24 protein-coding genes, 1 tRNA gene and 3 pseudogenes are annotated in these 26,555 nt (G+C 66.1%); 22 read left to right on the top strand and 6 right to left on the bottom strand.

Annotated elements, in window-relative coordinates:
• Nucleotides 1-28: 28 nt before the first annotated feature.
• Nucleotides 29-670, bottom strand: coding sequence for a GntR family transcriptional regulator (locus tag BMG07_RS07915; protein ID WP_198084081.1), 642 nt, complete (start codon nucleotides 668-670; stop codon nucleotides 29-31).
• 129 nt (nucleotides 671-799) lie between these two features.
• On the opposite strand from BMG07_RS07915, the gene scpA reads away from it, so the two are divergent.
• The 8 genes and pseudogenes from scpA (at nucleotide 800) to BMG07_RS07875 (ending at nucleotide 10,303) form a co-directional block, all read left to right on the top strand.
• Entirely contained in the window at nucleotides 800-2,962 is a 2,163-nt protein-coding gene (scpA, locus tag BMG07_RS07910) for a methylmalonyl-CoA mutase (protein ID WP_198084080.1), read from the top strand.
• A gap of 14 nt (nucleotides 2,963-2,976) precedes the next feature.
• Nucleotides 2,977-3,447 (top strand): GNAT family N-acetyltransferase, encoded by a 471-nt coding sequence (locus BMG07_RS07905; protein WP_198084079.1) that lies wholly within the window; start codon nucleotides 2,977-2,979, stop codon nucleotides 3,445-3,447.
• Nucleotides 3,441-4,493 carry a methylmalonyl Co-A mutase-associated GTPase MeaB gene (gene meaB, locus BMG07_RS07900; protein WP_307866899.1) on the top strand — a complete coding sequence of 351 codons (1,053 nt, stop codon included), beginning with the start codon at nucleotides 3,441-3,443 and terminating at the stop codon, nucleotides 4,491-4,493. The genes BMG07_RS07905 and meaB overlap by 7 nt, the downstream gene beginning before the upstream one ends.
• Before the next feature lie 49 nt (nucleotides 4,494-4,542).
• Nucleotides 4,543-6,086: pseudogene (locus BMG07_RS07895) on the top strand (acyl-CoA carboxylase subunit beta).
• Between the two features lie 38 nt (nucleotides 6,087-6,124).
• Nucleotides 6,125-6,382: a hypothetical protein gene (locus BMG07_RS07890; protein WP_198084078.1), complete on the top strand. Its 258-nt coding sequence runs from the start codon at nucleotides 6,125-6,127 to the stop codon at nucleotides 6,380-6,382.
• Nucleotides 6,383-6,741: 359 nt separating this feature from the next.
• Entirely contained in the window at nucleotides 6,742-8,790 is a 2,049-nt protein-coding gene (gene accC, locus BMG07_RS07885) for an acetyl-CoA carboxylase biotin carboxylase subunit (RefSeq protein ID WP_198084077.1), read from the top strand.
• A complete protein-coding gene (gene bioB, locus BMG07_RS07880) occupies nucleotides 8,790-9,824 on the top strand; it encodes a biotin synthase BioB (protein WP_198084076.1) in 1,035 nt (344 codons plus the stop codon). Before accC ends, bioB begins: the two co-directional genes overlap by 1 nt.
• Nucleotides 9,821-10,303: a VOC family protein gene (locus tag BMG07_RS07875; RefSeq protein ID WP_198084075.1), complete on the top strand. Its 483-nt coding sequence runs from the start codon at nucleotides 9,821-9,823 to the stop codon at nucleotides 10,301-10,303. The genes bioB and BMG07_RS07875 overlap by 4 nt, the downstream gene beginning before the upstream one ends.
• On the opposite strand, the gene BMG07_RS07870 is transcribed toward BMG07_RS07875, so the two are convergent.
• Nucleotides 10,293-10,790 carry an Lrp/AsnC family transcriptional regulator gene (locus BMG07_RS07870; protein WP_198084074.1) on the bottom strand — a complete coding sequence of 166 codons (498 nt, stop codon included), beginning with the start codon at nucleotides 10,788-10,790 and terminating at the stop codon, nucleotides 10,293-10,295. The two genes, BMG07_RS07875 and BMG07_RS07870, sit on opposite strands and share 11 nt — an antisense overlap.
• A 116-nt stretch (nucleotides 10,791-10,906) precedes the next feature.
• Here BMG07_RS07870 and BMG07_RS07865 point away from each other — a divergent pair, with 116 nt between their 5' ends.
• Complete coding sequence (locus BMG07_RS07865) at nucleotides 10,907-11,836, top strand: EamA family transporter (protein ID WP_198084073.1); 930 nt, start codon at nucleotides 10,907-10,909, stop codon at nucleotides 11,834-11,836.
• Here the strand turns inward: BMG07_RS07865 and BMG07_RS07860 are convergent.
• The 4 genes and pseudogenes from BMG07_RS07860 to BMG07_RS07845 form a co-directional block, all read right to left on the bottom strand.
• Nucleotides 11,802-12,440, bottom strand: a complete 639-nt coding sequence (locus BMG07_RS07860) for a LysE family translocator (protein ID WP_198084072.1) — start codon at nucleotides 12,438-12,440, stop codon at nucleotides 11,802-11,804. The genes BMG07_RS07865 and BMG07_RS07860 overlap by 35 nt on opposite strands.
• Complete coding sequence (locus BMG07_RS07855; protein ID WP_198084071.1) at nucleotides 12,437-13,069, bottom strand: RnfABCDGE type electron transport complex subunit B; 633 nt, start codon at nucleotides 13,067-13,069, stop codon at nucleotides 12,437-12,439. Before BMG07_RS07855 ends, BMG07_RS07860 begins: the two co-directional genes overlap by 4 nt.
• Nucleotides 13,070-13,086: 17 nt before the next feature.
• The gene (locus BMG07_RS07850) at nucleotides 13,087-14,526 is read right to left on the bottom strand and encodes a polyhydroxyalkanoate depolymerase (protein ID WP_198084070.1); all 1,440 of its coding nucleotides are present in this window, start codon (nucleotides 14,524-14,526) and stop codon (nucleotides 13,087-13,089) included.
• Nucleotides 14,527-14,684: 158 nt separating this feature from the next.
• Nucleotides 14,685-15,880: pseudogene (locus BMG07_RS07845) on the bottom strand (amino acid aminotransferase).
• 105 nt (nucleotides 15,881-15,985) lie between these two features.
• Here BMG07_RS07845 and uvrB point away from each other — a divergent pair.
• The 13 genes and pseudogenes from uvrB to BMG07_RS07780 all read left to right on the top strand — a co-directional run bounded on the left by uvrB (nucleotide 15,986) and on the right by BMG07_RS07780 (nucleotide 26,536).
• Nucleotides 15,986-18,103 (top strand): excinuclease ABC subunit UvrB, encoded by a 2,118-nt coding sequence (uvrB, locus tag BMG07_RS07840; protein WP_269758756.1) that lies wholly within the window; start codon nucleotides 15,986-15,988, stop codon nucleotides 18,101-18,103.
• Between the two features lie 244 nt (nucleotides 18,104-18,347).
• The gene (gene iscR, locus BMG07_RS07835; protein ID WP_093237517.1) at nucleotides 18,348-18,884 is read left to right on the top strand and encodes a Fe-S cluster assembly transcriptional regulator IscR; all 537 of its coding nucleotides are present in this window, start codon (nucleotides 18,348-18,350) and stop codon (nucleotides 18,882-18,884) included.
• Between the two features lie 86 nt (nucleotides 18,885-18,970).
• A complete protein-coding gene (locus BMG07_RS07830; RefSeq protein ID WP_198084069.1) occupies nucleotides 18,971-20,191 on the top strand; it encodes an IscS subfamily cysteine desulfurase in 1,221 nt (406 codons plus the stop codon).
• Nucleotides 20,192-20,241: 50 nt separating this feature from the next.
• The gene (gene iscU / locus BMG07_RS07825) at nucleotides 20,242-20,655 is read left to right on the top strand and encodes a Fe-S cluster assembly scaffold IscU (protein WP_198084068.1); all 414 of its coding nucleotides are present in this window, start codon (nucleotides 20,242-20,244) and stop codon (nucleotides 20,653-20,655) included.
• Nucleotide 20,656: 1 nt separating this feature from the next.
• Nucleotides 20,657-20,980 carry an iron-sulfur cluster assembly protein IscA gene (gene iscA, locus BMG07_RS07820; protein ID WP_012747263.1) on the top strand — a complete coding sequence of 108 codons (324 nt, stop codon included), beginning with the start codon at nucleotides 20,657-20,659 and terminating at the stop codon, nucleotides 20,978-20,980.
• 63 nt (nucleotides 20,981-21,043) lie between these two features.
• Nucleotides 21,044-21,561: pseudogene (hscB, locus tag BMG07_RS07815) on the top strand (Fe-S protein assembly co-chaperone HscB).
• 4 nt (nucleotides 21,562-21,565) lie between these two features.
• The gene (gene hscA / locus BMG07_RS07810) at nucleotides 21,566-23,431 is read left to right on the top strand and encodes a Fe-S protein assembly chaperone HscA (protein WP_198084067.1); all 1,866 of its coding nucleotides are present in this window, start codon (nucleotides 21,566-21,568) and stop codon (nucleotides 23,429-23,431) included.
• 9 nt (nucleotides 23,432-23,440) lie between these two features.
• Complete coding sequence (fdx, locus tag BMG07_RS07805) at nucleotides 23,441-23,779, top strand: ISC system 2Fe-2S type ferredoxin (protein ID WP_198084066.1); 339 nt, start codon at nucleotides 23,441-23,443, stop codon at nucleotides 23,777-23,779.
• The gene (dnaQ, locus tag BMG07_RS07800) at nucleotides 23,779-24,501 is read left to right on the top strand and encodes a DNA polymerase III subunit epsilon (protein ID WP_198084065.1); all 723 of its coding nucleotides are present in this window, start codon (nucleotides 23,779-23,781) and stop codon (nucleotides 24,499-24,501) included. The genes fdx and dnaQ overlap by 1 nt, the downstream gene beginning before the upstream one ends.
• A 60-nt stretch (nucleotides 24,502-24,561) precedes the next feature.
• A tRNA-Val gene (locus BMG07_RS07795) sits at nucleotides 24,562-24,636 on the top strand.
• Between the two features lie 174 nt (nucleotides 24,637-24,810).
• The gene (locus tag BMG07_RS07790; RefSeq protein ID WP_198084064.1) at nucleotides 24,811-24,942 is read left to right on the top strand and encodes a stereocilin; all 132 of its coding nucleotides are present in this window, start codon (nucleotides 24,811-24,813) and stop codon (nucleotides 24,940-24,942) included.
• 32 nt (nucleotides 24,943-24,974) lie between these two features.
• On the top strand, nucleotides 24,975-26,084 hold the full coding sequence (locus BMG07_RS07785) for an NAD(P)/FAD-dependent oxidoreductase (RefSeq protein ID WP_198084063.1): 1,110 nt from the start codon (nucleotides 24,975-24,977) through the stop codon (nucleotides 26,082-26,084).
• Between the two features lie 155 nt (nucleotides 26,085-26,239).
• Nucleotides 26,240-26,536, top strand: coding sequence for a DUF883 family protein (locus BMG07_RS07780; RefSeq protein WP_081268986.1), 297 nt, complete (start codon nucleotides 26,240-26,242; stop codon nucleotides 26,534-26,536).
• The last annotated feature ends 19 nt before the right edge of the window (nucleotides 26,537-26,555 follow it).

Below are 26,555 nucleotides of genomic sequence, written 5' to 3'. Positions count from 1 at the left end.
AGCGGGCGCCGGGCGCCGAGCCCGGCGTTCAGGTCGCGGCTTCCAGGCCGTTCCTGAAGTGCTCGCGCATGCGGGCCATCGCCGCTTCGGCGTCCCGCGTTTCGATGGCGGCCATCACCGCGCGGTGCTCCGCCAGCGACTCGGCAATGCGCCCGGTCTTGAGCAGCGAGTTGCGGCGGTTGAGCTTCATCACCTTGCGCAGGTCGGCCACCATCTGGTCGCGCCACTTGTTGTCGGCAATGGCCAGCAGCCGCATGTGGAAGCGCTCGTTCACGGCGAAGAAATGCTCGCGGTCCTCGGGCGTCGCGGCGGCTTCGAGCTCGTCGTGCAGCGCCTTGAGTTCGGCGCGCTGCGCGTCGGTGGCGCGCTCGGCCACCACGCCGGCGGCGTCGCTCTCCAGCAGCGAGAGCAGGTGGTACACGTCGGCCAGGTCCTGCTCGGACACCTCGGTCACGTAGGCGCCGCGGCGCACCTTCATCGTCACCAGGCCTTCGGCGGCCAGCACCTTCAGGGCTTCGCGCAGAGGGGTGCGGCTGATGCCGTATTCCTCCGCCAGCTTCAGCTCGTCGATCCAGCTGCCGGGCTCCAGCTCGCGGCGGAAGATCCGCTGGCGCAGCAGTTCGGCCACTTCTTCGTAAAGGGCGCGGGGGGTGAGGGTGACGGCGGACATGGGCCGGACTGTACTTCAAAAATGGGGTTTGAATTAATAATTATGGAGGGGGTAGACTCGCGGACGGCTTGCAAATCCGTGCAAGCGAATTTGCGAACACCCTCTGCAAGACACTGCGAAGCGGCCCCCATGAGCAGCACACCCGAACCCTCTTTCAAGCCCGCCGACCTCGACGCCTGGGCCAAGGCCGCCGCCAAGTCGGCCCCCGGCGGCGACGTGAACGCGCTGAACTGGATCACACCCGACGGCATCAGCGTGAAGCCGCTGTACACGGCGGCCGACCTGCAGGGGCTGAAGTACACCAACACGCTGCCCGGCTTCGAGCCCTACCTGCGCGGCCCGCAGGCCACCATGTACGCGGTGCGCCCCTGGACCATCCGCCAGTACGCGGGCTTCTCGACCGCCGAGGAATCGAACGCGTTCTACCGCAAGGCGCTGGCCGCCGGCGGGCAGGGCGTGAGCGTGGCCTTCGACCTGGCCACCCACCGCGGCTACGACAGCGACCACCCGCGCGTGACCGGCGACGTCGGCAAGGCCGGCGTGGCCATCGACTCGGTCGAGGACATGAAGATCCTGTTCGACCAGATCCCGCTCGACAAGGTGAGCGTGTCGATGACCATGAACGGCGCCGTGCTGCCGGTGCTGGCGGGCTACGTGGTCGCGGCCGAAGAGCAGGGCGTGGCGCAGGACCAGTTGAGCGGAACCATCCAGAACGACATCCTCAAGGAGTTCATGGTCCGCAACACGTACATCTTTCCGCCCGCGCCGAGCATGCGGATCATCGGCGACATCATCGAGTACACGGCGCAGAAGATGCCCAAGTTCAACTCGATCTCGATCAGCGGCTATCACATGCAAGAGGCCGGCGCCAACCAGGCGCTGGAGCTCGCGTTCACGCTGGCCGACGGCAAGGAGTACGTGAAGACCGCGCTGGCCAAGGGCCTGGACGTCGACGGCTTTGCCGGGCGCCTGAGCTTCTTCTGGGCGATCGGCATGAACTTCTATCTCGAAGTGGCCAAGATGCGTGCGGCGCGCCTCCTGTGGTGCCGCATCATGAAGGAGTTCGAGCCCAAGAACCCCAAGAGCCTGATGCTGCGCACGCACTGCCAGACCTCGGGCTGGTCGCTCACCGAACAGGACCCGTACAACAACGTGGTGCGCACCACCATCGAGGCGATGGCCGCGGTGTTCGGCGGCACGCAAAGCCTGCACACCAACGCGCTCGACGAAGCCATTGCGCTGCCCACCGAGTTCAGCTCGCGCATCGCGCGCAACACGCAGCTCATCATCCAGGAAGAGACGCACATCACCAACGTGATCGATCCCTGGGCCGGCAGCTACATGATGGAAAAGCTCACGCAGGACATGGCCGATGCCGCCTGGACCATCATCGAAGAGGTCGAGGCCATGGGCGGCATGACCAAGGCCGTCGACAGCGGCTGGGCCAAGCTCAAGATCGAGGCGGCCGCCGCCGAGAAGCAGGCGCGCATCGACTCGGGCAAGGACGTGATCGTCGGCGTCAACAAGTACAAGCTGAAGAACGAAGACGCGATCGACAGCCTGTCGATCGACAACGTGAAGGTGCGCGACCAGCAGGTGGCGCGGCTGCAGGGCATTCGCGCCTCGCGCGACGCCGGCAAGGTGCAGGCCGCGCTCGACGCACTGACCGAAGCCGCCGAGAACGGCACGGGCAACCTGCTGGCGCTGAGCATCGACGCTGTGCGCCTGCGCGCCACGGTGGGCGAGATTTCCGACGCGCTCGAAAAGTCCTTCGGCCGCCATCGCGCCGACACGCAGAAGGTGACGGGCGTGTACGCCGCCGCGTACGACTCGGCGGAAGGCTGGGAAGCGCTGAAGACCGAGATCAACGCCTTCGCCGAGGCGCAAGGCCGCCGTCCGCGCGTGATGATTTCCAAGCTCGGGCAGGACGGGCACGACCGCGGCGCGAAGGTGGTGGCCACGGCGTTCGCCGACCTGGGCTTCGACGTGGACATGGGGCCGCTGTTCCAGACGCCTGAAGAATGCGCGCGGCAAGCGATTGAAAACGACGTGCATGCCGTCGGCGTGAGCACGCTCGCGGCCGGCCACAAGACGCTCGTGCCGGCCATCATCAACGAACTGAAGAAGCAGGGCGCGGACGACATCATCGTGTTCGTCGGCGGCGTGATTCCGCGCCAGGACTACGACTTTCTCTACGAGGCCGGCGTCAAGGGCATCTACGGACCGGGCACGCCCATTCCGGCCAGCGCCAAGGACGTGCTGGAGCAGATCCGCGCGGCCGTCGCGGCCTGAAGAAAAGCATCGACGTGAGCGATCTCTTGTCGCGGCTGTCGCTGCAGCCGGTCGATTCCGGCGACTTCGAGGACATGCTGGCCCTGCGCATCGACGCGATGCGCCCGAGCCTGGAGCGTGTCGGGCGCTTCGACGCCGCGCGTTCGCGCGAGCGCCTGAGCGCGGGCTTCGTCGTACCTTACATGCACCACATCGTGCTCGACGGCGACCAGCGTGTCGGCTTCGTCACGCTCAAGCCCGAAGGCACGGACGCGCTGCGCCTGGACCATCTCTATCTGCGCACGGGGTTCCAGGACCGGGGCATCGGCGAGTGGGTGATGCAGTGGGCCAAGGCGCAGGCGCGCGAACGGCAGCTCGACATCAAGCTCACCGCGCTCGTGCAAAGCGACGCCAACCGCTTCTACCTGCGGCACGGCTTCGTGCTCGAAGGCGAGGAGGGCGTCGACCTGCATTACCGCTGGCGGGTTCGGGAGGCCGTGTGCTGAGCGATTCGCTGCGCGCGCTCGAAAGCGCCGTCGTCGATTCGTCCGGCATGCCACAGCGCCGCGCGATCGCCAAGGCCATCACGCTGCTCGAATCGACGCGCACCGACCATCGCACGCAGGCCGACGAACTGCTCACGGCGCTGCTGCCGCGCACGGGCAACTCGTTTCGCCTCGGCATCTCGGGCGTGCCCGGCGTGGGCAAGTCGACCTTCATCGAAACGCTGGGCCTGCTGCTGATCGGCAAGGGCCATCGCGTGGCGGTGCTGACCATCGACCCGTCGTCCACCGTGTCGGGCGGCTCCATCCTCGGCGACAAGACGCGCATGGAGCGGCTGTCGGTGCACGAGCGCGCCTACATCCGGCCCAGCCCGTCGAGCGGCACGCTGGGCGGCGTGGCCGAGAAGACGCGCGAGGCCATGCTGGTGTGCGAGGCCGCCGGCTACGACGTCGTGATCGTCGAGACCGTGGGCGTGGGCCAGAGCGAAACGGCGGTGGCCGGCATGACCGACATGTTCGTGCTGATGCAGCTGCCCAACGCCGGCGACGACCTGCAGGCGATCAAGAAGGGCGTGATGGAAATCGCCGACCTCGTGGTCATCAACAAGGCCGACCTCGACAGCGCGGCCGCCACGCGCGCGCAGGCGCAGATCACATCGGCGCTGCGCCTGTTCGGCCACCAGGGCAACCCTGACCATGCGCACGCGGTGCATGACGCGCACAGCGGCGCCGAGGTGCGCTTCTGGCTGCCCAAGGTGCTGCAGCTGAGCGCGCTCGCGGGCACGGGCGTCGACGCATTCTGGGACGCCGTCACCCAATTCAGGCAACTGCAGACCGCCAACGGCAAGCTCGGCAAGCGCCGCGAGAAACAGGCCACCGCGTGGATGTGGGACCGCATCGACGCCGGGCTCAAGCAGGCCTTCAGGCATCACCCGCAGGTGCGCGAGCTCCTGCCGCAACTCACGCAGCAAGTGGCGCAGGGCACGCTGCCGGCCTCCACGGCGGCGCGCAGCCTGCTCGCGGCGGCGGCCATCACCGCCCGGCCATGACACGGCCGGCACCACACGACATTCAGGACCACAGCTTCGGAAGCACACCATGCAAGAACTGATCGAACAACTCGAAAAGCGCCGCGCCCAGGCGCGTCTCGGCGGCGGGCAGAAGCGCATCGACGCGCAACATGCCAAGGGCAAGCTCACGGCGCGAGAGCGCATCGAGCTGCTGCTCGACGACAACACGTTTGAAGAGTGGGACATGTTCGTCGAGCACCGCTCGGTGGACTTCGGCATGGCCGAGCAGAAGATCCCCGGCGACGGCGTGGTCACGGGCTACGGCATGATCAACGGGCGCCTGGTGTTCGTGTTCAGCCAGGACTTCACCGTGTTCGGCGGTGCGCTCAGCGAAGCGCATGCCGAAAAAATCTGCAAGGTGATGGACCAGGCCATGAAGGTCGGCGCACCGGTCATCGGCCTGAACGATTCGGGCGGCGCGCGCATCCAGGAAGGCGTGGCCTCGCTCGGCGGCTATGCGACGTGTTCCAGCGCAACGTCATGGCCTCGGGCGTGGTGCCGCAGATCAGCATGGTGATGGGCCCGTGCGCGGGCGGCGCGGTGTACTCGCCGGCCATGACCGACTTCATCTTCATGGTGAAGGACAGCAGCTACATGTTCGTCACCGGCCCCGACGTGGTGAAGACCGTGACGCACGAAAGCGTCACGGCCGAGGAACTGGGCGGCGCCGTCACCCACACCACGCGCAGCGGCGTGGCCGACATGGCGTTCGAGAACGACGTCGAGGCGCTCATGATGCTGCGCCGGCTGTACAACTACCTGCCGCTGAACAACCGCGAGAAGCCGCCGGTGCGCCTGGGCAACAACGGTCAGGGCGATCCGGCCGACCGGCCCGACTATTCGCTCGACACGCTGGTACCCGACAACCCGAACAAGCCCTACGACATCAAGGAACTGATCCTGAAGGTGGTGGACGACGGCGACTTCTTCGAGCTGCAGCCCGACTACGCGAAGAACATCGTGATCGGTTTCGCGCGTATGGAAGGCCAGACCATCGGCATCGTGGCCAACCAGCCGCTGGTGCTGGCGGGTTGCCTGGACATCAAGAGCAGCATCAAGGCCGCGCGCTTCGTGCGCTTCTGCGATGCGTTCAACATTCCGGTCGTCACCTTCGTCGACGTGCCCGGCTTCATGCCCGGGACGGGGCAGGAGTACGGCGGCATCATCAAGCACGGCGCCAAGCTGCTCTATGCCTACGCCGAGTGCACGGTGCCGAAGATCACCGTCATCACGCGCAAGGCCTATGGCGGTGCGTATGACGTGATGGCGTCCAAGCATTTGCGCGGCGACGTCAACCTGGCCTGGCCGCGCGCCGAGATCGCGGTGATGGGCGCGAAGGGCGCGGTGGAAATCATCTTCCGCGAAGACAAGAACGACCCCGAGAAGCTGGCCGCCCGCGAGGCCGAATACAAGGCGCGCTTCGCCAACCCGTATGTGGCCAGCGCACGCGGCTACATCGACGACGTGATCCTGCCGCACGAAACGCGCAAGCGCATCTGCCGCTCGCTGGTGATGCTGCGCGAGAAAAAGCTCGAGAACCCGTGGCGCAAGCACGGGAATATTCCGCTGTGATTCAACGCTCTGTCCGGCTTCTGGTTCCCGGGCTGGCCATGCTGGTCACCGCATGGGGATGCAGTGCCGCCAATTTGAAGTTGCCGGCATTCGACGCGCGCGGCGTTCAATGCGGACTGCTTCTCAAGGCGCTGCATGTCCCCGCAAAAGCAGAGGCGAGTCGCTCGTCGGACTCGTCCGATACGGCGCGTGCAGAGGCGCTTGCGCAACTGATGGCTCCACTCAAGAGCGAGTACGAGCGACTGCTTGCTGGCCGGGAAAAGTCGGTGCCTGCGTCGGGCGCGGCGATGAGTTGAAAGTCGTTGCGTCCGCCTGCGCGGCACGCTTGTTCCCGCAGGCATCCGAGGCTACGGTCAGACGATGCGGTGAAACGTGGCAAACCTCTTTCATCCCTGCGGTCATGCGATTCAAAGGGCGCCCATTGTCCGAAGCTCAGTTCGTGCTGAAGTCCATGGGCACAGGGGCTTCCGATGCGAGCGATGCAAGGCTGCTCGAGTTCTTCTACGCCTATCCCATGGACTCATACCGTGAACCGATGGCAATCACGCGAACGACGGGTGCGTGGCTTGAAAAATGTTTGACAGAGACATAGGCCGTCTGGCCGGCAAGTCTGACAAGTGCGAAACATCATCTTGATGAGAAATGAGTAAGGCAAATGTTCAAGAAAATACTGATCGCCAACCGCGGTGAAATCGCCTGCCGCGTCATCCAGACCGCAAAGAAGATGGGCATCCTCACGGTGGCGGTTTATTCCGACGCCGACAAGGAAGCCCGGCACGTCGAGCTGGCCGACGAGGCCGTGCACATCGGCGCCGCGCCCAGCCGCGAGAGCTACCTGCAGGCCGACCGCATCATCGCGGCCTGCAAGCAGACCGGCGCGCAGGCCGTGCACCCGGGCTACGGCTTCCTGTCGGAGAACGAAGCCTTCGCGCGCAAGGTCGAGGAAGAGGGCATTGCCTTCATCGGGCCGAAGCACTATTCGATCGCGGCGATGGGCGACAAGATCGCCTCGAAGAAGCTCGCGAACGAAGCCAAGGTCAACACCATTCCGGGCTGGAACGACGCCATCGAGACGGCCGAGCGCGCCGTGGAGATTGCGAAGGAAATCGGCTACCCGGTGATGATCAAGGCCTCGGCCGGCGGCGGCGGCAAGGGCCTGCGCGTGGCCTTCAACGACAAGGAAGCCTTCGAGGGCTTCACCTCGTGCCGTAACGAGGCGCGCAACAGCTTCGGCGACGACCGCGTGTTCATCGAGAAGTTCGTCGAGGAGCCGCGCCACATCGAGATCCAGGTGCTGGGCGACTCGCACGGCAACGTCATCTACCTGAACGAGCGCGAATGCTCCATTCAGCGGCGCCACCAGAAGGTGATCGAGGAGGCGCCTTCGCCCTTCATCAGCGACGCCACGCGCAAGGCGATGGGCGAGCAGGCGGTGCAGTTGGCCAAGGCCGTGAAGTACCAGAGCGCGGGCACGGTGGAGTTCGTGGTCGGCAAGGACCAGAGCTTCTACTTCCTCGAGATGAACACGCGCCTGCAGGTGGAGCATCCGGTGACGGAGTGCATCACCGGCCTCGACCTGGTCGAGCTGATGATCCGCGTGGCGGCCGGCGAGAAGCTGCCGCTGACGCAGGCCGAGGTGAAGCGCGAAGGCTGGGCCATCGAGTGCCGCATCAACGCCGAAGACCCGTTCCGCAACTTCCTGCCGTCGACCGGGCGCCTGGTGAAGTTCCAGCCGCCGGCCGAGACCATGTTCGCGAGCGACACCGGGCACCTGAACGGCGTGCGCGTGGACACGGGCGTGTACGACGGCGGCGAGATCCCGATGTACTACGACTCGATGATCGCCAAGCTCATCGTGCACGGCAAGGACCGCCAGCATGCGATTGCCCGCATGCGCGAGGCGCTCAACGGCTTCGTGATCCGCGGCATCAGCAGCAACATTCCGTTCCAGGCGGCGCTGCTGGCGCATCCGAAGTTCGTGGCGGGTGATTTCAACACCGGCTTCATCGCCGAGCACTACGGCAAGGGCTTCCATGCCGAAGACGTGCCGCACACCGACCCGTCGTTCCTGGTGGCGCTCGCGGCCTATGTGCATCGCCGCTACCGTGCGCGCGCGTCGGGCATCAGCGGGCAGCTCGAAGGCCACGGCGTGAAGGTGGGCGAGCAGTTCGTGGTGGTGGAGATGGGGCCGGAAGGCAAGCACGTGCACCACCCGGTGTCGGTGTCCGACTTCCAGGGCAAGACCGGCGCGAGCGCGGTGGCCGTGGGCGGCAAGAACTACAAGATCGACAGCAGCTTCGCACTGGGCGCGATCCGCGTGCAGGGCATCGTCAACGACAAGCCCTTCACGGCGCAGGTGGAGCGCGGCGCGGGCAAGAACCCGCTGGCGCTGCGCGTGTCGCACGACGGCACGCAGATCGAGACGATGGTGCTGTCGCCGCTGGGTGCGCGCCTGCTGGAGCTGATGCCCTACAAGGCGCCGCCCGACCTGAGCAAGTTCCTGATGTCGCCGATGCCGGGCCTCCTGGTCGAGGTGTCGGTGCAGCCGGGGCAGCAGGTGCAGGCCGGTGAGAAGCTCGCCGTGATCGAGGCGATGAAGATGGAGAACGTGCTGTTCGCCACGCAGGACGGCGTGGTGGGCAAGATTTCCGCGAACAAGGGCGAGTCCCTCGCGGTGGACCAGATCATCATGGAGTTCAACTGATGGGTGCCAACGACCTGCAACAAGCGATCACGCTGCACCGACCGGCAGCGCCGGTCGCTCCCAAGGCCACGGACCGCTGGTCGGTCGAGGCCATCCAGGCGCTGCTCGACAAGCCGTTCATGGAACTGCTGTTCGAGGCGCAGACCGTGCACCGCGAACATTTCCCCGCCGGCGACATCGAGCTGGCCACGCTGCTGTCGGTCAAGACCGGCGGCTGCCCCGAGAACTGCGGCTACTGCCCGCAGTCGGCCGAGTTCGATACCGGCGTGAAGGCGCAGAAGCTCATGGAGGTCGACGAGGTGGTGCGCGCCGCGCAGGCCGCCAAGGACGCCGGCGCCACGCGCTTCTGCATGGGCGCCGCATGGCGCGCGCCGAAGGACCGCGACGTCGAGAAGGTGGCCGTGCTGGTCGAGGCCGTGAAGGGGCTGGGCATGCAGACCTGCGCCACGCTCGGCATGCTGGAGCCGCACCATGCGCAGCAGCTCAAGGCCGCGGGCTTGGACTACTACAACCACAACCTGGACACGGCGCCCGAGTACTACACAGACGTGGTCGACACGCGCACCTACCAAGACCGGCTGAACACGCTGGCCCACGTGCGCAGCGCCGGCATCAGCGTGTGCTGCGGCGGCATCGTCGGCATGGGCGAGGCACCGGTGCACCGCGCGGGGCTGATCGCGCAGTTGGCCAACCTGAACCCGTACCCGGAGTCGGTGCCCATCAACAGCCTGGTGCGCGTGCCCGGCACGCCGCTGGCCGACTCGGAGCCGGTCGACCCCTTCGACTTCGTGCGCATGATCGCGGTCGCGCGCATCACCATGCCGACCGCGCGCGTGCGGCTGTCGGCCGGTCGCCAGCAGATGGGCGACGCCGTGCAGGCGCTGTGCTTCATGGCGGGCGCGAATTCGATCTTCTACGGCGACAAGCTGCTCGTGACGGGCAACCCCGACGTCGAGGCCGACACGGTGCTGCTGCGCAAGCTCGGCCTCAACGCCCGCCAGGTCGCGGCGCAGGAAGAAGGTTGCGCTGCATGACCACGCGTCCGTTCAAGGTGCTGGGCATCCAGCAGATCGCCATCGGCGGCCCCGACAAGCTGCGGCTGCAGAAGCTGTGGGTCGACATGCTGGGGCTCGAGGTCACGGGCACGTTCAAGAGCGAGCGCGAGAACGTCGACGAAGACATCTGCGCGATGGGCGTGGGCCCGTTCAAGGTCGAGGTCGACCTGATGCAGCCGCTGGACCCCGAGAAGAAGCCGGCCGTGCACACCACGCCGCTGAACCACGTGGGCCTGTGGATCGACGACCTGCCCAAGGCCGTCGAATGGCTGACCGCGCAGGGCGTGCGCTTTGCGCCGGGCGGCATCCGCAAGGGCGCGGCCGGCTTCGACATCTGCTTCCTGCACCCGAAGGCGAACGACGAGTTTCCGATCGCGGGCGAGGGCGTGCTGATCGAGATGGTGCAGGCGCCGGCGGAAGTGGTGGCGGCTTTCACTGCGCTCGCGGCTACGCGTTGAGCACCTTCTTGATCGGCGGCTTCACGTCGGAACGCTGAGGCGGCAGCATCGGCAGGTGCTCGCGCGCCGGGTTCAGGATGATCGAGGTCGCCGTCTCGGTGAGGATGCAGAACTTGGTGACCACCGCGTCGAGGTGGCTCACGTCGATCACCGCGATTTCGAGGATCCAGCTGTCCTCGCCGGTCACGTTGTAGGCATTGACGCATTCGGGCGTCTGCTGCACCAGCTCGACGACGCGCGCGTAGTCGGCGCGGCCCACGCGGATGATGGCGCGGATGCCGTAGCCCAGCTTGCCAAGGTTGACGGTGGCGCGGTAGCCGCTGATGACGCCCGCGGCTTCCAGCTTCTTCACGCGCTCGGTCACCGCCGGCTGGCTCAGGTGCACGCGGCGGCCCAGTTCGGCCATGGTCAGGCGCGCATCGTCCTGCAGTTCGGCCAGGATGCGGGTGTCGTGCGCATCCAATGAGGGGTTCAAGGAAAAGTCCATGCAACTCCTTTAAATCGACGGTGAGGGGCGGGCAGAAGCATGAGATTTGCATGGCTTCCGGTAGATGGCTTTCATACCATGGCCGCAAAGAAATCCCAACATCAGAACCCCTCGACATGCCCACCCTCGCTTCTCCCGCCCATGCCGCGCCAACGGCGGGCCGCCCCGGACTGCCGCCGCTGTTGTGGCTGTGCCTTGCCGCCACCTGGGTGGTCTGGGGCTCGACCTACCTGGCCATCAAATATGCGCTGGTGAGTTTTCCGCCGTTCCTGCAGATGGGCTCGCGCTTCCTGTTCGCGGGCCTGCTGCTCGCGGTGTGGATGCGCTGGCGCGGCGCGCCGTGGCCATCGCCAGTGCAGTGGCGCAATGCCTTCGTCGTGGGCGCGCTGATGCTCGGCGGAGGCATGGGCGGCACGGCGCATGCCGAGGTGTCGATCGGTTCGGGGCTGGTGGTTGCGTTCATCGCGGTGATTCCGCTGCTGATCGCGTTGCTCAACCTGATCTGGGGCGTGAAGCCGTCGCGGCTGGAGGCCGCGGGCATTGCGGTCGGCCTCGTCGGCGTGTTGATGCTGACGCAGGGCAGCGGCTTCAAGTCGTCGCCCGAGGGGCTGGTGGCCCTGTGCGTCGCCTGTGTCTGCTGGTCGCTGGGCAGCGTGTTGAGCCAGCGCAGCCTGCCGCTGGCGCCCGGTGCGATGGGGTTCGCGAGCGAGATGCTGTGCGGCGGCGTGGTGCTGATGGTGCTGGCCGCCATCTCCGGCGAAACGATGAGTTGGCCGCTGCAGGCCGAGGCGGTGGCCGCGTGGATCTACCTCGTGGTGTTCGGCTCGCTGATTGCCTTCAACGCGTACATGGTGCTGCTGGCCAGGGCGCCGGCGGCGCTGGCGTCGAGCTACACCTTCGTGAACCCGGTGATCGCGATGCTGCTGGGCGTGTGGATCGCCGGCGAGGCCGTCACGCGCTTCGAGTGGTACGCCGTGGGCGTGGTGCTGGCGGGGGTGCTGCTGTTGCTGTTCAAGCGCCGGGGCGGCGCCACACCGCAAGCGTAGCGGCCAGCAGCCACATGCCGGCCGCGCAGCCGCGGTTCATGGCCTTGAGGCCGCGCTGCGACAGAAAGCGCACGGCCTGCGTGCCGGCACCCGCGTAGGCCAACATCACGCAAGTATCGAGCACGACGAACACGGCGCCCAACACCAGGTACTGCGGGCCCTGCGGCTTCGCGATGTCGACGAACTGCGGCAGGAAGGCCGCGAAGAATAGCACGGTCTTGGGGTTCGACAGCGCCACGGCCAGGCTGCGCAGTAGCGCGGTGCGGCCGTGTGGACGCAGTGCCACCGGCGACTTGGCCAGCGCGGTGCGCAGGTCGGTCGTCTCGCTGCGCCAGAGCTTGATGCCCAGCCATACGAGATAAGCCACGCCCGCGACGCGGATCGCGTTGAAGAGCCACTCGGAAGCCGCCAGCAGCGACCCCAGCCCGAGCGCGACGACCGCGATCAGCGTGACGCTGCCGAGCGAGGCACCCGCGATGCCCCAGCTCGCGCGGCGCATGCCGCCTTCGATGCCGTTGGACAGCGCCAGCAGCATCGTCGGCCCCGGAATCAGCGCCAGCGCGAGCGAAGCGACGGCGTAGATGAGCAGGGTGTCGAGCGTCATGGTTTGGTGGCCTGTGCGCGTTGTTGCGAGGCGGCGCGGGCACGGGCCAGCGCGGCTTCGACGATGGAGCGCTTGCGGGCGCTGGCGTCTTGCGGGGCTTGTGCCTCCGGGGCTTTTTCCGCAAGGCGCGCATCGGTGTTGCGGTGCTTGCCGTGCAGGTCGTAGCGGCGTCGCGCGCTCGCGGCCTGCTCGGGCGACCAGGCTTGCCAGCCGGTGCGTCCGGGCGTCTCGACCTCGAGCGAGATGCAGTCGACGGGACAGACCGGAATGCACAGCTCGCAGCCCGTGCAATGGGCTTCGATCACGGTGTGCATGCGCTTGTTGATGCCGACGATGGCGTCGGTCGGGCAGGCATCCAGGCACAGCGTGCAGCCGATGCACCAGGCCTCGTCGATCACGGCCATGGCGCGCGGGCCTTCGGTGCCGCATTCGGGGTCGAGGGGCAGCGGGGCGCGGCCTGTGAGCTGCGCAAGCCGTGTGATGCCTTCGGCACCGCCCGGCGGGCACTGGTTGATGCCGGCCTCGTCGTCGGCCACGGCCTGCGCGTAGCTCGCGCAATCGGGGTAGCCGCACCGTGTGCACTGCGTTTGCGGCAGTGCGTCGTTGATGCGCGCGGCGAGCCCGTTCACTTCAGGAAAGGCGCGCTTCAGCGCGCGGCGGCGGCGCCGAGCTTCTTGCGGGCCACGGGCTTTTTCACGGCGACGGTTGCCGCCTTGCGGGCGGGGACCTTCTTGGCGGCGACGGCCGGGGCGGCCGCAGCCTTGCGGCCCGGCTTCACGGTGTCTTCGGCGGCCAGCGCATCGCGGGCGCTGGCACGGCGCTGCGGCTGGTCGTTGGCGGCGATGAACTTCACGACCTTCGGGTAGACCAGCTCGCGCCAGCGGCGGCCGCTGAAGATGCCGTAGTGGCCCGCGCCCTTGACTTCGTAGTGCTCGCGCTGCGAATCGTCGATGCCGGTGCACAGGCTGTGCGCGGCTTCGGTCTGGCCCGAGCCCGAGATGTCGTCGAGTTCGCCTTCGACGGTGAGCAGGGCGGTCGAGTGAATGTCTTGCGGGCGCACGCGCTCCACCTGGCCGTCGGGGTTCTTGACGTCCCAGGTGCCGTTGACCAGGTCGAACTCCTGGAACACGGTGCGGATGGTCTCCAGGTAGTAGTCGGCGTCCATGTCGAGCACGGCGTTGTACTCGTCGTAGAACTTGCGGTGGGCCTCGGCGCTGGCGTCGTCGCCCTTGATGAGGTCCTTGAAGTAGTCGTAGTGGCTGGTGGCGTGGCGGTCGGGGTTCATGGCCACGAAGCCGGTGTGCTGCAGGAAGCCCGGGTACACGCGGCGGCCTTCACCGGGGAAGCCTTGCGGCACGCGGTAGATCACATTGTTCTCGAACCACTCGAAGCTCTTGTTCATCGCGAGGTTGTTGACCGCCGTGGGCGACTTGCGCGCGTCGATGGGGCCGCCCATCATGGTCATGGTCAGCGGCAGCGGCTCGCCGCGGCTGGCCATGAGCGACACGGCCGCGAGCACGGGCACGGTCGGCTGGCACACGCTCACCACGTGGCAATTGCCGTATTCGGACTGCAGCAGGCGAATGAACTCCTGCACGTAGTTGATGTAGTCGTCCAGGTGGAATTCGCCTTCGGACAGCGGCACGAGACGCGCGTTCTTCCAGTCGGTGATGTAGACCTTGTGGTCCTGCAGCATGGTGCGCACGGTGTCGCGCAGCAGCGTGGCGTAGTGGCCCGACAGGGGCGCCACGATCAGCACCACGGGCTGGCTCTTGAGCGTCTTGAGGATGTGCGGCTCGTCGGTGAAGCGCTTGAAGCGGCGCAGCTCGCAGAAGGGCTTGTCGAGCTCGATGGCTTCCTGGATGACGACTTCTTCGCCGTCGACCTTCACCGACTTGATGTTGAACTCGGGCTTCTCGTAGTCCTTGCCGAGGCGATAGAGCAGGTCGTAGCCCGCGGCCATGCGCTGGGCCATGGGCAACTGGCCCCACACGGCGCCCTGGCCGTAGAGCTTGGATGCCGCCTGGGCGAAGTCCGAGAACGGCTCCATCAAGGAACGCTGGGCTTCGTAGAGTTGATAGAGCATCGCTGGTCTTGGAGTTGAATGTTGCGGTGCAATATATCAGCGCATTCGCTGCGTTGCAGGGGGCCTAACCCCTACACCGACCCCGCCGCGAGGGTGCTTCCGCGCAAGAGCGTGAAGGAATCGTCGCTGGGACGGATTCCCTCACACTTTGCTGTCACTTAGATGACTTTGGCAATCGACGCGCAGACGTGGTCGATGTTCTTGCTGTTGAGCGCGGCCACGCACATGCGGCCGGTGTCGGTGCCGTACACGCCGAACTCGTTGCGCAGGCGCACCATCTGGTCCTTGGTCAGGCCCGAGTAGCTGAACATGCCGATCTGGGTGGTGATGAAGCTCATGTCTTCCTTCACGCCGGCGGCCTTCAGGCCGTCGACCAGCTTCTGGCGCATGGCCTTGATGCGCACGCGCATCTCGCCCAGCTCTTTTTCCCACAGGGCGCGCAGCTCGGGGTTGTTGAGCACCGCGGCCACCACGGCGCCGCCGTGCGTGGGCGGGTTGCTGTAGTTGGTGCGAATGGCGATCTTGAGTTGCGACAGCACGCGGCCGGCTTCTTCCTTGTTCTCGCACAGCACCGACAGGGCGCCGACGCGCTCGCCGTACAGGCTGAAGCTCTTGGAGAACGAGGTCGAGACGAAGAAGGTCAGGCCCGCGTCGACGAACTTGGCGACGGCGGCGCCGTCTTCCTTCAGGCCGTAGCCGAAGCCCTGGTAGGCCATGTCCAGGAAGGGCACCAGGCCCTTGGCCTTGACGGCGGCAACCACCTGGTCCCACTGGGCCGCGGTGATGTCGTAGCCGGTCGGGTTGTGGCAGCAGGCGTGCAGCACGACGATGGTGCCGGCCGGTGCCGCGTTCAGGGCGGCCAGCATGCCGTCGAAGTTGACGCCGCGCGTGGCCGCGTCGTAGTAGGGGTAGCTTTCGACTTCGAAGCCGGCGTTGGTGAACAGCGCGCGGTGGTTTTCCCAGCTCGGGTCGCTGATCAGCACCTTGGCGGAGGGGCTGAGCTTCTTCAGGAAGTCGCGCCGACCTTCAGGCCGCCCGTGCCGCCGATGGCCTGGATGGTGGCCACGCGGCCGGAGGTGACGGGTTCGCTGTCGGCGCCGAAGACCAGTGCCTTGACGGCGTTGTCGTACGCCACGATGCCGTCGATGGGCAGATAACCGCGCGCCGTGGGCGCTTTCATCATGTTCTGTTCCGCGGCCTGCACGCATTCGAGCAGGGGCAGCTTGCCGTTGTCGTCGTAATAGACGCCGACGCCGAGGTTGACCTTGTTGGGGTTGGTGTCGGCTGCAAATTGCTCGTTGAGGCCGAGGATCGGGTCGCGCGGTGCCATTTCGACCGCGGTGAACATAGACATGGAAAGGTCCTTTGGGATGAAAGCTTCGCTGCAACCGGAGGAGGCTTTATGCTTTCCGGTTGCCTTGAATTTTACCGGCGCGAGCGCCACCTGTCGGGAACAGCCATGCCAGAGAACAACGAAGCCATAGCAGACCTGAAGAAACTGGACCCGATCGGGCCGGGGAAACAGGGCGAATTCATCAAATATCCCGGCTCGCCTTTCGAGCTGTTCCAGCCCTATCCGCCGGCCGGCGACCAGCCCAAGGCCATCGACGGCCTGGTCGAGGGCGTGCTCGACGGCGAGGTGTACCAGACCCTGCTGGGCGTGACCGGTTCGGGCAAGACTTTCACCATGGCCAACGTGATCGCCCGGCTGGGCCGACCGGCCATCGTGTTCGCGCCCAACAAGACGCTGGCCGCGCAGCTGTACAGCGAGTTCCGCGAGTTCTTTCCGAAGAACGCGGTCGAGTACTTCGTCAGCTATTACGACTACTACCAGCCCGAGGCCTACGTGCCGCAGCGCGACCTGTTCATCGAGAAAGACTCCTCGATCAACGAGCACATCGAGCAGATGCGGCTGTCGGCCACCAAGAGCGTGCTGGAGCGCCGCGACACGGTCATCGTGGCCACAGTGAGCGCCATCTACGGCATCGGCACGCCCGAGGACTACATGGAGATGCGGCTGATTGCCCGCGTCGGCGACAAGGTCGGCCAGCGCGACCTGATCTCGCGGCTGATCCGCATGCAGTACCTGCGCAACGAGCAGGACTTTGCGCGCGGCACCTTTCGCGTGCGCGGCGACACCATCGACGTGTTCCCGGCGGAGCACAGCGAGTTGGCGATCCGCTTCGAGCTGTTCGATGACGAGATCGAGTCTTTGCAGCTGTTCGACCCGCTCACCGGGCGCATCCGCCAGAAGGTGCCGCGCTTCACGGTGTACCCGTCGAGCCACTACGTGACGCCGCGCGACAAGGTCATGGCGGCGGTCGAGACCATCAAGATCGAGCTGGCCGAACGGCTCAAGGAGCTGGTGGGCGCGGGCAAGCTGGTCGAGGCGCAGCGGCTGGAGCAGCGCACCCGTTTCGACCTGGAAATGCTCGCCGAAATCGGCCACTGCAAGGGCATCGAGAACTACACGCGCCACCTGTCGGGCGCGGCCCCCGGCGACCCGCCGGCCACGCTGACCGACTACATGCCCAAGGATTCGCTGATGTTCCTGGACGAGAGCCACCAGATGGTCGGCCAGCTCAGCGCCATGTACAACGGCGACCGGGCGCGCAAGACCACGCTGGTCGAATACGGCTTTCGCCTGCCGAGCGCGCTGGACAACCGGCCGCTCAAGCTCGAGGAGTTCGAGGCGCGCGTGCGCCAGTGCATCTTCGTGTCGGCCACGCCGGCGCAGTACGAGAAGGACCATGCCGGCAACGTGGTCGAGCAGCTGGTGCGGCCCACCGGCCTGATCGACCCCGAGGTCGAGGTGCGCCCCGCCACCCACCAGGTGGACGACGTGCTGGGCGAGATCCGCATCCGCGTGGAAAAGAACGAGCGCGTGCTCATCACCACGCTGACCAAGCGCATGGCCGAGCAACTGACCGACTACCTGGGCGACAACGGCGTGAAGGTGCGCTACCTGCACAGCGACGTCGACACGGTCGAGCGGGTCGAGATCCTGCGCGACCTGCGGCTGGGCACTTTCGACGTGCTGGTGGGCATCAACCTGCTGCGCGAGGGGCTGGACATTCCCGAGGTGTCGCTGGTGGCGATCCTGGACGCCGACAAGGAAGGCTTCCTGCGCGCCGAGCGCTCGCTGATCCAGACCATCGGCCGGGCGGCGCGGAACCTGGGCGGCAAGGCCATCCTGTACGCCGACCGCATGACCGACTCGATGAGAAAGGCCATCGACGAGACCGAGCGTCGCCGTGCCCGGCAGATCGCCCACAACGAGGCCAACGGCATCACGCCGCGCAGCATCGTCAAGCAGGTGCGCGACCTGATCGACGGCGTCTACAGCGAGAAGACGGGCAAGGAAATGGCCAAGCTCGACCTGGAACGCGCCAAGGTCGAGGACATGAGCGAAAAAGACATCGCCCGGGAAATCAAGCGGCTCGAAAAGCAGATGCTGGAGCACGCCCGGAACCTCGAATTCGAGAAGGCGGCCCGGGTGCGCGACCAGTTGGCGCTGCTGCGGGAGCAGGCTTTCGGGGCCGCCGGCGGCGACAACATCGCGGTTTTGCCGCAGTAGTCCGGTGCTAGGTCAAAGGTTCATATTCTTCAAGCGAGCCGCGCTGGGGTTTACCCCAGCAGAGTTCGGGGCCTTCTGTTATACTTGAGCGAAATACTCAACAACAAAAAAAGAACTTCGCGATGAAGGACCGACTCCTACCGGCTGGTTCACCAGCGTCAGGGGTCGGGCAGGGCGGAGACGAAGTCACCGCGGTCCAAGACCACGGTGTCATTTCAACGGTAAGCACTTGAAGGAGCTTGCGATGCGTCTCACTACCAAAGGCCGTTTTGCGGTCACGGCAATGATCGATCTGGCGTTGCGTCAGAACACCGGTCCGGTCACGCTGGCCGCGATCAGCCAGCGGCAGCAGATTTCGCTGTCCTACCTCGAACAGCTGTTCGGCAAGCTGCGTCGCCATGAACTGGTCGAGTCGACCCGTGGCCCCGGCGGCGGCTACAGCCTCGGTCGCAAGGCGGCGGACATCACCGTGGCCGACATCATTGTTTCCGTCGATGAGCCCATCGACGCCACGCAATGCGGCGGCAAGGAAAACTGCCTGGGCGAAGCCGGCCGTTGCATGACGCACGAACTGTGGGCCTCGCTGAACCAGCGCATGGTCGAGTTCCTCGATTCCGTCACGCTGCAGAAGCTGGTCGACGACCAGATCGCCAAGGGCGTGCAGATCGAGAACAAGCCGGTCGTCAAGCGCGCCATTTCGGCCCAGCCGGTGGTCAAGCCGATTCGCGTGAACGCGCCGAATTCGGTGTTCGCCCTCGGCAACGTCTTCGCAAAGTCCTGAGTCCCCTGATTCCCGGCGCGCTTCGGGCGCCGGCACGAGCAGCAGCCCAGATCAAAAAACAACCCCCACGCCAGCACGAGCCAGCCATGGACGTAACTCCTCATTTCCCGATCTATCTCGACTACGGCGCGACCACGCCGGTCGACCCGCGTGTGGTCGACGCCATGATTCCCTGGTTGCGCGAACACTTCGGCAACCCGGCGTCGCGCAGCCACGCCTGGGGCTGGGAGGCTGAAGAGGCGGTCGAGAAAGCGCGCGGCCAGGTGGCCGAGCTGATCAACGCCGATCCGCGCGAAATCGTCTGGACGTCGGGCGCCACCGAGTCGATCAATCTCGCGCTCAAGGGCGCGGCCCAGTTCTACAAGGGCAAGGGCAAGCACCTGATCACGCTGAAGACCGAGCACAAGGCCGTGCTCGACACCATGCGCGAGCTGGAGCGCCAGGGCTTCGAAGTGACCTACCTCGACGTCGAGGAAAACGGTCTGGTCGACCTCGAGAAGTTCAAGGCCGCCATCCGCCCCGACACCATCCTGGCCAGCGTGCTGTTCGTGAACAACGAAATCGGCGTGATCCAGGACGTGGTCGCGCTCGGCAACGTGTGCCGCGAAAAGGGCGTGATCTTCCACGTCGACTCGGCCCAGGCCACCGGCAAGGTCGACATCGACATCACCCAGCTGCCCATCGACCTGATGAGCCTGGCCTCGCACAAGACCTACGGCCCCAAGGGCATCGGCGCGCTGTACGTGCGCCGCAAGCCGCGCGTGCGGCTCGAGGCGCAAATGCACGGCGGTGGCCACGAGCGCGGCATGCGTTCGGGCACGCTGCCCACGCACCAGATCGTCGGCATGGGCGAGGCCTACCGCATCGCCAAGCTCGAAATGAAGGACGACATCGCCCATGCGCGCCGCCTGCAGAAGCGCCTGCTCGACGGCCTGAAGGACGTCGAACAGGTCTTCATCAACGGCGACCTCGAGCACCGCGTGCCGCACAACCTGAACATGAGCTTCAACTACGTCGAGGGCGAGTCGCTGATCATGGGCATCAAGGGCCTGGCGGTGTCGTCGGGTTCGGCCTGCACCTCTGCCAGCCTGGAGCCCAGCTATGTGCTGCGCGCCCTGGGCCGCAGCGACGAGCTGGCCCACAGCAGCCTTCGCATGACCATCGGCCGTTTCACGACCGAAGAAGAAATCGACTACGCCATTTCGACCATCAAGCACAACGTTGCCAAGCTGCGCGAGCTGAGCCCCCTGTGGGAGATGTTCCAGGACGGCGTCGACATCAGCACGATCCAGTGGTCGGCCCACTGACGCCCGACCGCACCCGGCTCCACGATTGAACAAAGTTTGAGAGGTACACCATGGCATATTCTTCCAAGGTCATCGACCACTACGAAAACCCCCGCAACGTCGGCTCCTTCGAAAAGGGCGACGACTCCGTTGGCACCGGCATGGTCGGCGCCCCGGCTTGCGGCGACGTGATGAAGCTGCAGATCAAGGTCAACCCGGAAACCGGCGTGATCGAAGACGCACGCTTCAAGACCTACGGCTGCGGCTCGGCCATCGCCTCGTCGTCGCTCGTGACCGAATGGGTCAAGGGAAAGACGCTGGACGAAGCAGCTGCGCTGAAGAATGCGCAAATCGCCGAAGAACTGGCGCTGCCGCCGGTCAAGATCCACTGCTCCATCCTGGCCGAAGACGCCATCAAGGCCGCCGTGAGCGACTACAAGGCCAAGCACGGCGTGAAGACCGCCGAAGCGGAAGCCGTCCACTGACATGGCCGTCACGCTGACCGAAGCCGCTGCGCGACACGTCACCCGCTACCTCGGCAAGCGAGGCAAGGGCGTGGGCGTGCGGCTGGGCGTGAAGACCACCGGCTGCTCGGGCCTGGCCTACAAGCTCGAGTACGTGGACGAGTTCGCCCCTGAAGACGTGGTGTTCGAAGACCACGGCGTGAAGGTGCTGGTCGACCCGAAGAGCCTGGCCTACATCGACGGCACGCAGCTCGACTTCGTGCGCGAAGGCCTGAACGAAGGCTTCAAGTTCATCAACCCGAACGAGCGCGACCGTTGCGGTTGCGGCGAGAGCTTTCGCATCTGATGCGCCGTCGCTAACCGCGACCACAGCCGCCACCATGTCATGTGCTGGCGGTTTTTTATTGCCATGAACCTGAACGACACCGACTTTCAACTGTTCGCCGTCCCCGCGACTTTCGCGCAGGACCGCGCCGCGCTCGACGCGCGCTGGAAAGAGCTGCAGCGTGAAGCCCACCCCGACCGCTTTGCCGCGCAGGGCGCCGCGGCGCAGCGCGTGGCCATGCAGTGGTCGGTGCGCATCAACGAGGCCTACCAGCGGCTGAAAGACCCGATCCGCCGGGCCAGCTACATCTGCGAGCTGCACGACGCGCCGCTGAACGCCGAGAACAACACGGCGATGCCGCCCGAGTTCCTGATGCAGCAGATGGAGTGGCGCGAGGCGCTCGACGATGTCGAGGACATGGCTTCGCTCGAGAAGCTGCAAGCCGAGGTCGAAGCGGCCGCGCGCGCGCACTGTCGTCGCTCGACTGGCTGATCGACGAAAAGGGCGACTACCCCGCCGCCGCGCAGCAGGTGAGAGCCCTCATGTTCATTGAGCGCTTCGGACAGGACGTCGAAGCCAAATTCGATCAGTTGGGACAATAGAGGCATGGCTCTTCTTCAGATTTCCGAACCCGGCCAGGCGCCCGATCCGCACCAGCGCCGCATTGCCGTGGGCATCGACCTGGGCACCACGCATTCGCTGGTGGCCTCGGTGCGCAACGGCGTGGCCGAATGCCTGCCCGACGAACAGGGCCGCGTGCTGCTGCCTTCGGCCGTGCGCTACCTCGCGGGCGACCGCCGCCAGATCGGCTTCGACGCGCTCGCCGCGCGCGCGCAGGACCCGGCCAACACCATCACCTCGGTGAAGCGGCTCATGGGCCGCGGCCTGGCCGACATCGCCAACCGTGAGGCGATGTCGTACCGCATCGGGGGCAGCGACGGCGGCATGGTGGCGATCCGCACCCTGGCGGGCGACAAGTCGCCGGTCGAGATCAGCGCCGAGATTTTGGCCACGCTGCGCTACCGCGCCCAGGACACCTTCGACGACGACGAGCTCTACGGTGCCGTCATCACCGTGCCCGCCTACTTCGACGAGGGCCAGCGCCAGGCCACCAAGGACGCGGCGCAACTCGCCGGCCTCAACGTGCTGCGCCTGATCAGCGAACCCACGGCCGCGGCCATCGCCTACGGCCTGGACAACGCGAGCGAAGGCGTCTACGCGGTCTACGACCTGGGCGGCGGCACCTTCGACATCTCGATCCTGCGGCTCACGCAGGGCGTGTTCGAGGTGATTGCCACCGGCGGCGACTCGGCCCTCGGCGGTGACGACTACGACCACGCGCTGGCCGACTTCGTGCTCGCGCAGACTGGCCTGCAAGCCGGCAGCGACGCCGACAAGGCCGCGCTGCTCGTGGCCGCGCGCGCTGCGAAAGAAGCGCTGACCGATGCAGCCTCGACGACGTTCAAGGCCGATGTCGCGGGCAAGGTCGTCTCGTTCGACCTGAGCCGCGAGCAGTTCTATGCGGCCACGCAACCGCTGACCGACCGCACCATCACCGCCGTGCGCAAGGCGCTGCGCGACGCGAAGCTCAAGCCCGAAGCGCTGCAAGGCATCGTGCTCGTCGGCGGTTCCACGCGCATGCCGCAGGTCCGCCGCGCCGTGGCCGATTTCTTCGGCCGCGAACCGCTGGTCAACCTGAACCCCGACGAAGTCGTGGCCCTCGGCGCCGCCATCCAGGCCAACCAGCTGGCCGGCAACAACGGCGCGGGCGAGCTACTGCTGCTCGACGTGATTCCGCTGTCGCTCGGCATCGAAACCATGGGCGGCCTGGTCGAGCGCATCGTGCCGCGCAACCAGACCATTCCCACGGCGATGGCGCAGGACTTCACGACCTACAAGGACGGCCAGACCGCGTTGGCGCTGCACGTGGTGCAAGGCGAGCGCGACCTGGTGTCCGACTGCCGCAGCCTCGCGCGCTTCACGCTGCGCGGCATTCCACCGATGGCGGCCGGTGCCGCGCGCATCCGCGTGACCTTCACCGTCGATGCCGACGGCCTGCTGAGCGTGAGCGCCAAGGAGCAGGGCAGCGGCGTTGAGGCGAGCGTGGCCGTGAAGCCGTCGTATGGCCTGTCGGACGACCAGATCGCCACGATGCTGCAGGACAGCTTCTCCACCGCGCAGCAGGACATGCAGGCCCGTGCGCTGGTCGAGTCGCGCGTCGATGCCGACCGCATGCTGCTCGCCACGCAAAGCGCGCTCGACGCCGACGGCGACCTGCTGAGCGACGAAGAACGCGCCGTCATCGACGCATCGATGGCGCAACTGCGCGAAGCCGCCAAGGACAGCAACGACGCCGCCGTCATCGAGGCCGCCACCAAGAAGCTGGCCGACGACACCGAGGCCTTTGCCGCCCAGCGCATGAACGCGGGCATTGCGCGCGCACTTGCCGGCCGCAAGGTCGAATCTCTCTAGAACAACGACATGCCCACGATCAAGATCTACCCGCACCCCGAGTACTGCCCGCAAGGCGCCGAAATCACCGCGCCCGCCGGCACCTCGATTTGCGAGGCACTGCTCGACAACCACATCAACCTCGAGCACGCCTGCGAGATGAGCTGCGCCTGCACCACCTGCCACGTCATCGTGCGCGAGGGCTTCAACTCGCTCAACGAGGCGGAAGAGGGCGAAGAAGATTTGCTCGACCGCGCCTGGGGCCTGGAGCCGCAATCGCGCCTGAGTTGCCAATCGATCCTGGCGCAGGAAAATGTGACCATCGAGATTCCCAAGTACTCGATCAACCACGCCAAGGAAAACCACTGATGAGTCGCCAGATCGTTCTCGATACCGAAACCACCGGGCTGTCCGCCGAGAACGGCGACCGTGTCATCGAGCTGGGCTGCGTGGAGCTGTTCAACCGCAAGCTCACCGGCAACGACCTGCACATCTATTTCAACCCTGAGCGCGAGAGCCATGAAGACGCGCTCAAGGTGCACGGGCTGACGACCGACTTCCTGCGCGACAAGCCGAAGTTCGCCACGCTGGGCAATGACATCATCGAGTACCTGCGCGATGCCGAGCTGATCATTCACAACGCGGCCTTCGACGTCGGCTTCCTCAACAAGGAGTTCGAGCGCGCCGGCCTGCCGCCGCTGCGCACCTTCGTGAGCGAGGTGACCGACACGCTGGCGATGGCCAAGCAGGTGTACCCGGGCAAGCGCAACTCGCTCGACGCGCTGTGCGACCGCTTCGGTGTCGACCGTTCGAACCGCACCTTCCACGGCGCCAAGCTCGACGCCCAGTTGCTGGCCGACGTCTACATCAACCTCACGCGCGGACAGGACGCGCTGCTGATCGACGTGGCATCGAACGAGCCGGCGCAGGGCACCACCGTGGTGACCGTCGACCTGAGCCAGTTCGAGCTGCCGGTGATCCTCGCGGCCGACCAGGAACTGGCCGCGCACGAGGGCGTGTTGGCTCAACTTGATAAATCTAGTGGTGGTCGCACACTGTTTCGTCAAAACGATGAAAAAGCTGTGGCATAATCTGAGGCTTCGCTGAACGCGATTCGTAATTCAAAGCAACGCAGTAAAACGCAGCGCTTCGGGCGGTTAGCTCAGGGGTAGAGCACAGCATTCACACTGCTGGGGTCGGAGGTTCGAAACCTCCACCGCCCACCAACATCAAAAAGCGACCTGGATTTCCAGGTCGCTTTTTTCTTGCGCGTTTTCTTCGTGCATGGCGCCGGCAGCCTGGTCGAGCGAACTGTCGGTTCGCACCGACGGCAAGTGCAGCCTGGAGCTGTCGCACTTTCCTTGGGGCCAGCCTAGAACCGGGAGGAAAGGAGCAAGACCATGGCCACGCACCCCGATCTTCCGACCCCCATCACGCCGAACCAGCCGAACCTGCCCGTGGAGCCAGACGAAGGCCCGAGCACGCCGCCCGACGAGCCCACAGATCCCGAGCCGCCACCGAGCATTGGCTGAGCGCGGCGTGCGAGCCTTGCTAAGCTCGCACGATGGACGAAATTGATTGCGCCGTCATCGGCGGTGGAGTGGTGGGCCTGGCTGTTGCGCGCGCGTTGGCGCTCGCGGGCCGGGAGGTGCTGGTGCTCGAATCCGAAGGTGCCATCGGCACCGGAACGAGTTCGCGCAACAGCGAGGTCATTCATGCGGGCATCTACTACCCGCAGGGTTCGCTCAAGGCGCGGCTGTGCGTCGAGGGCAAGCAGATGCTGTACGACTACGCGCAGGAGCGCGGCGTGCCGCATCGGCGCTGCGGCAAGCTCATCGTGGCGACATCGCCCGAGCAGGCGGGGCAACTCGATGCCATTCGCGCGAAGGCGGCCGCCAATGGCGTCGACGACCTGGCGCTGATCAGCGAACGGCAAGCCCTCGAGATGGAGCCGCAGTTGCATTGCGTGGCGGCGCTGCATTCGCCGAGCACGGGCATCGTCGACAGCCACGCATTGATGCTGAGCTTGCTGGGCGATCTGGAGAATGCTGGCGGCATGCTGGCGTTGAAATCGCCCGTCACGCGCGCCGAGTGCGGGCCCGATGGCATCGTGCTGATCGCGGAAGACGGCACGGCCTTGCGCTGCCGCAGCGTGGTGAATGCGGCAGGGCTCGGCGCCCCGGCATTGGCACGCCGCTTCGAGGGGCTGCCGCCTTCGGCGGTGCCGCGCGAATACTTCGCCAAGGGCAATTACTTCACCCTGTCGGGCCGCGCGCCGTTCGGCCGCCTCATCTATCCGGTCCCCGAGCCGGGCGGCTTGGGCGTGCACCTGACGATCGACCTCGGCGGGCAAGCCAAGTTCGGGCCCGACGTGCAATGGGTCTCGTCGGCCGATGACCTGGTGGTGGACCCCGCGCGCGGCGACGGCTTCTATGCCGAGGTTCGCAAGTACTGGCCCGCGCTGCCCGACGGCGCGCTGATTCCGGGCTATGCGGGCCTGCGGCCCAAGATTTCCGGCCCCGGCGAACCGGCGGCCGACTTCATGATCGACGGGCCTGCCTCGCATGGCGTGGCGGGCCTGGTCAATCTGTTCGGCATCGAGTCACCCGGGCTCACGAGCAGCCTGGCCATCGGCCGCCACGTCGCCCGCCTGCTGGCGGACGCGGAAGGCTGAGCGGCGCCGCATGAAGTATCTCGAGGCCCGATCGCGCACAAGTCTGCACATCTGTCGCGCATGAGGGTCTTTTGAGCCTGTAACATGACAGTACGCCATTTGCTGGCGTGAAGCCGCCGGCGCGGTGCCGGTGTCATCACGGAGGAAAGATTCCAATGAGTGCATCCCAAAATCTTGAAGCAGCAGCCGAAGACATCGCGAGCGACGTGCGCGGCGTGCTGGCCAGCAAGGACCTGGATTCGGTTCCCCACATCAAGGCGCTGCGCCAGCGCATCGACACCAAGCTCGCCATCGCACGCGAGCTCGCATCCGAAAAGAGCAAGCTCGCCGCCAAGAAGGCGCGCGAGGCAGCCACCTCCGCCAACGCCTACGCGCACGACGAACCATGGCAGATCGCCGGTGCCGCACTGGCCGTCGGCGTGCTGGTGGGCCTGCTGCTTGGCCGCCGCTGACCTGCATACCTATCGCAGC

It is taken from the genome of Variovorax sp. E3 (assembly GCF_016082275.1).
Lineage (GTDB): Bacteria > Pseudomonadota > Gammaproteobacteria > Burkholderiales > Burkholderiaceae_C > Variovorax.
This window is presented reverse-complemented; position numbering and strand designations above follow the sequence as displayed.

Coding starts and splice junctions, on each gene's coding strand:
- BMG07_RS07915 (WP_198084081.1), bottom strand. CDS start 670: ATGTCCGCCGTCACCCTCACCCCCCGCGCCCTTTACGAAGAAGTGGCC.
- BMG07_RS07780 (WP_081268986.1), top strand. CDS start 26,240: ATGAGTGCATCCCAAAATCTTGAAGCAGCAGCCGAAGACATCGCGAGC.
- iscU (WP_198084068.1), top strand. CDS start 20,242: ATGGCATATTCTTCCAAGGTCATCGACCACTACGAAAACCCCCGCAAC.
- BMG07_RS07865 (WP_198084073.1), top strand. CDS start 10,907: ATGCCCACCCTCGCTTCTCCCGCCCATGCCGCGCCAACGGCGGGCCGC.
- uvrB (WP_269758756.1), top strand. CDS start 15,986: ATGCCAGAGAACAACGAAGCCATAGCAGACCTGAAGAAACTGGACCCG.
- hscA (WP_198084067.1), top strand. CDS start 21,566: ATGGCTCTTCTTCAGATTTCCGAACCCGGCCAGGCGCCCGATCCGCAC.
- BMG07_RS07790 (WP_198084064.1), top strand. CDS start 24,811: ATGGCCACGCACCCCGATCTTCCGACCCCCATCACGCCGAACCAGCCG.
- BMG07_RS07850 (WP_198084070.1), bottom strand. CDS start 14,526: ATGCTCTATCAACTCTACGAAGCCCAGCGTTCCTTGATGGAGCCGTTC.
- bioB (WP_198084076.1), top strand. CDS start 8,790: ATGGGTGCCAACGACCTGCAACAAGCGATCACGCTGCACCGACCGGCA.
- accC (WP_198084077.1), top strand. CDS start 6,742: ATGTTCAAGAAAATACTGATCGCCAACCGCGGTGAAATCGCCTGCCGC.
- BMG07_RS07875 (WP_198084075.1), top strand. CDS start 9,821: ATGACCACGCGTCCGTTCAAGGTGCTGGGCATCCAGCAGATCGCCATC.
- BMG07_RS07890 (WP_198084078.1), top strand. CDS start 6,125: ATGCTGGTCACCGCATGGGGATGCAGTGCCGCCAATTTGAAGTTGCCG.
- iscA (WP_012747263.1), top strand. CDS start 20,657: ATGGCCGTCACGCTGACCGAAGCCGCTGCGCGACACGTCACCCGCTAC.
- BMG07_RS07830 (WP_198084069.1), top strand. CDS start 18,971: ATGGACGTAACTCCTCATTTCCCGATCTATCTCGACTACGGCGCGACC.
- BMG07_RS07860 (WP_198084072.1), bottom strand. CDS start 12,440: ATGACGCTCGACACCCTGCTCATCTACGCCGTCGCTTCGCTCGCGCTG.
- iscR (WP_093237517.1), top strand. CDS start 18,348: ATGCGTCTCACTACCAAAGGCCGTTTTGCGGTCACGGCAATGATCGAT.
- BMG07_RS07785 (WP_198084063.1), top strand. CDS start 24,975: ATGGACGAAATTGATTGCGCCGTCATCGGCGGTGGAGTGGTGGGCCTG.
- scpA (WP_198084080.1), top strand. CDS start 800: ATGAGCAGCACACCCGAACCCTCTTTCAAGCCCGCCGACCTCGACGCC.
- dnaQ (WP_198084065.1), top strand. CDS start 23,779: ATGAGTCGCCAGATCGTTCTCGATACCGAAACCACCGGGCTGTCCGCC.
- BMG07_RS07870 (WP_198084074.1), bottom strand. CDS start 10,790: ATGGACTTTTCCTTGAACCCCTCATTGGATGCGCACGACACCCGCATC.
- fdx (WP_198084066.1), top strand. CDS start 23,441: ATGCCCACGATCAAGATCTACCCGCACCCCGAGTACTGCCCGCAAGGC.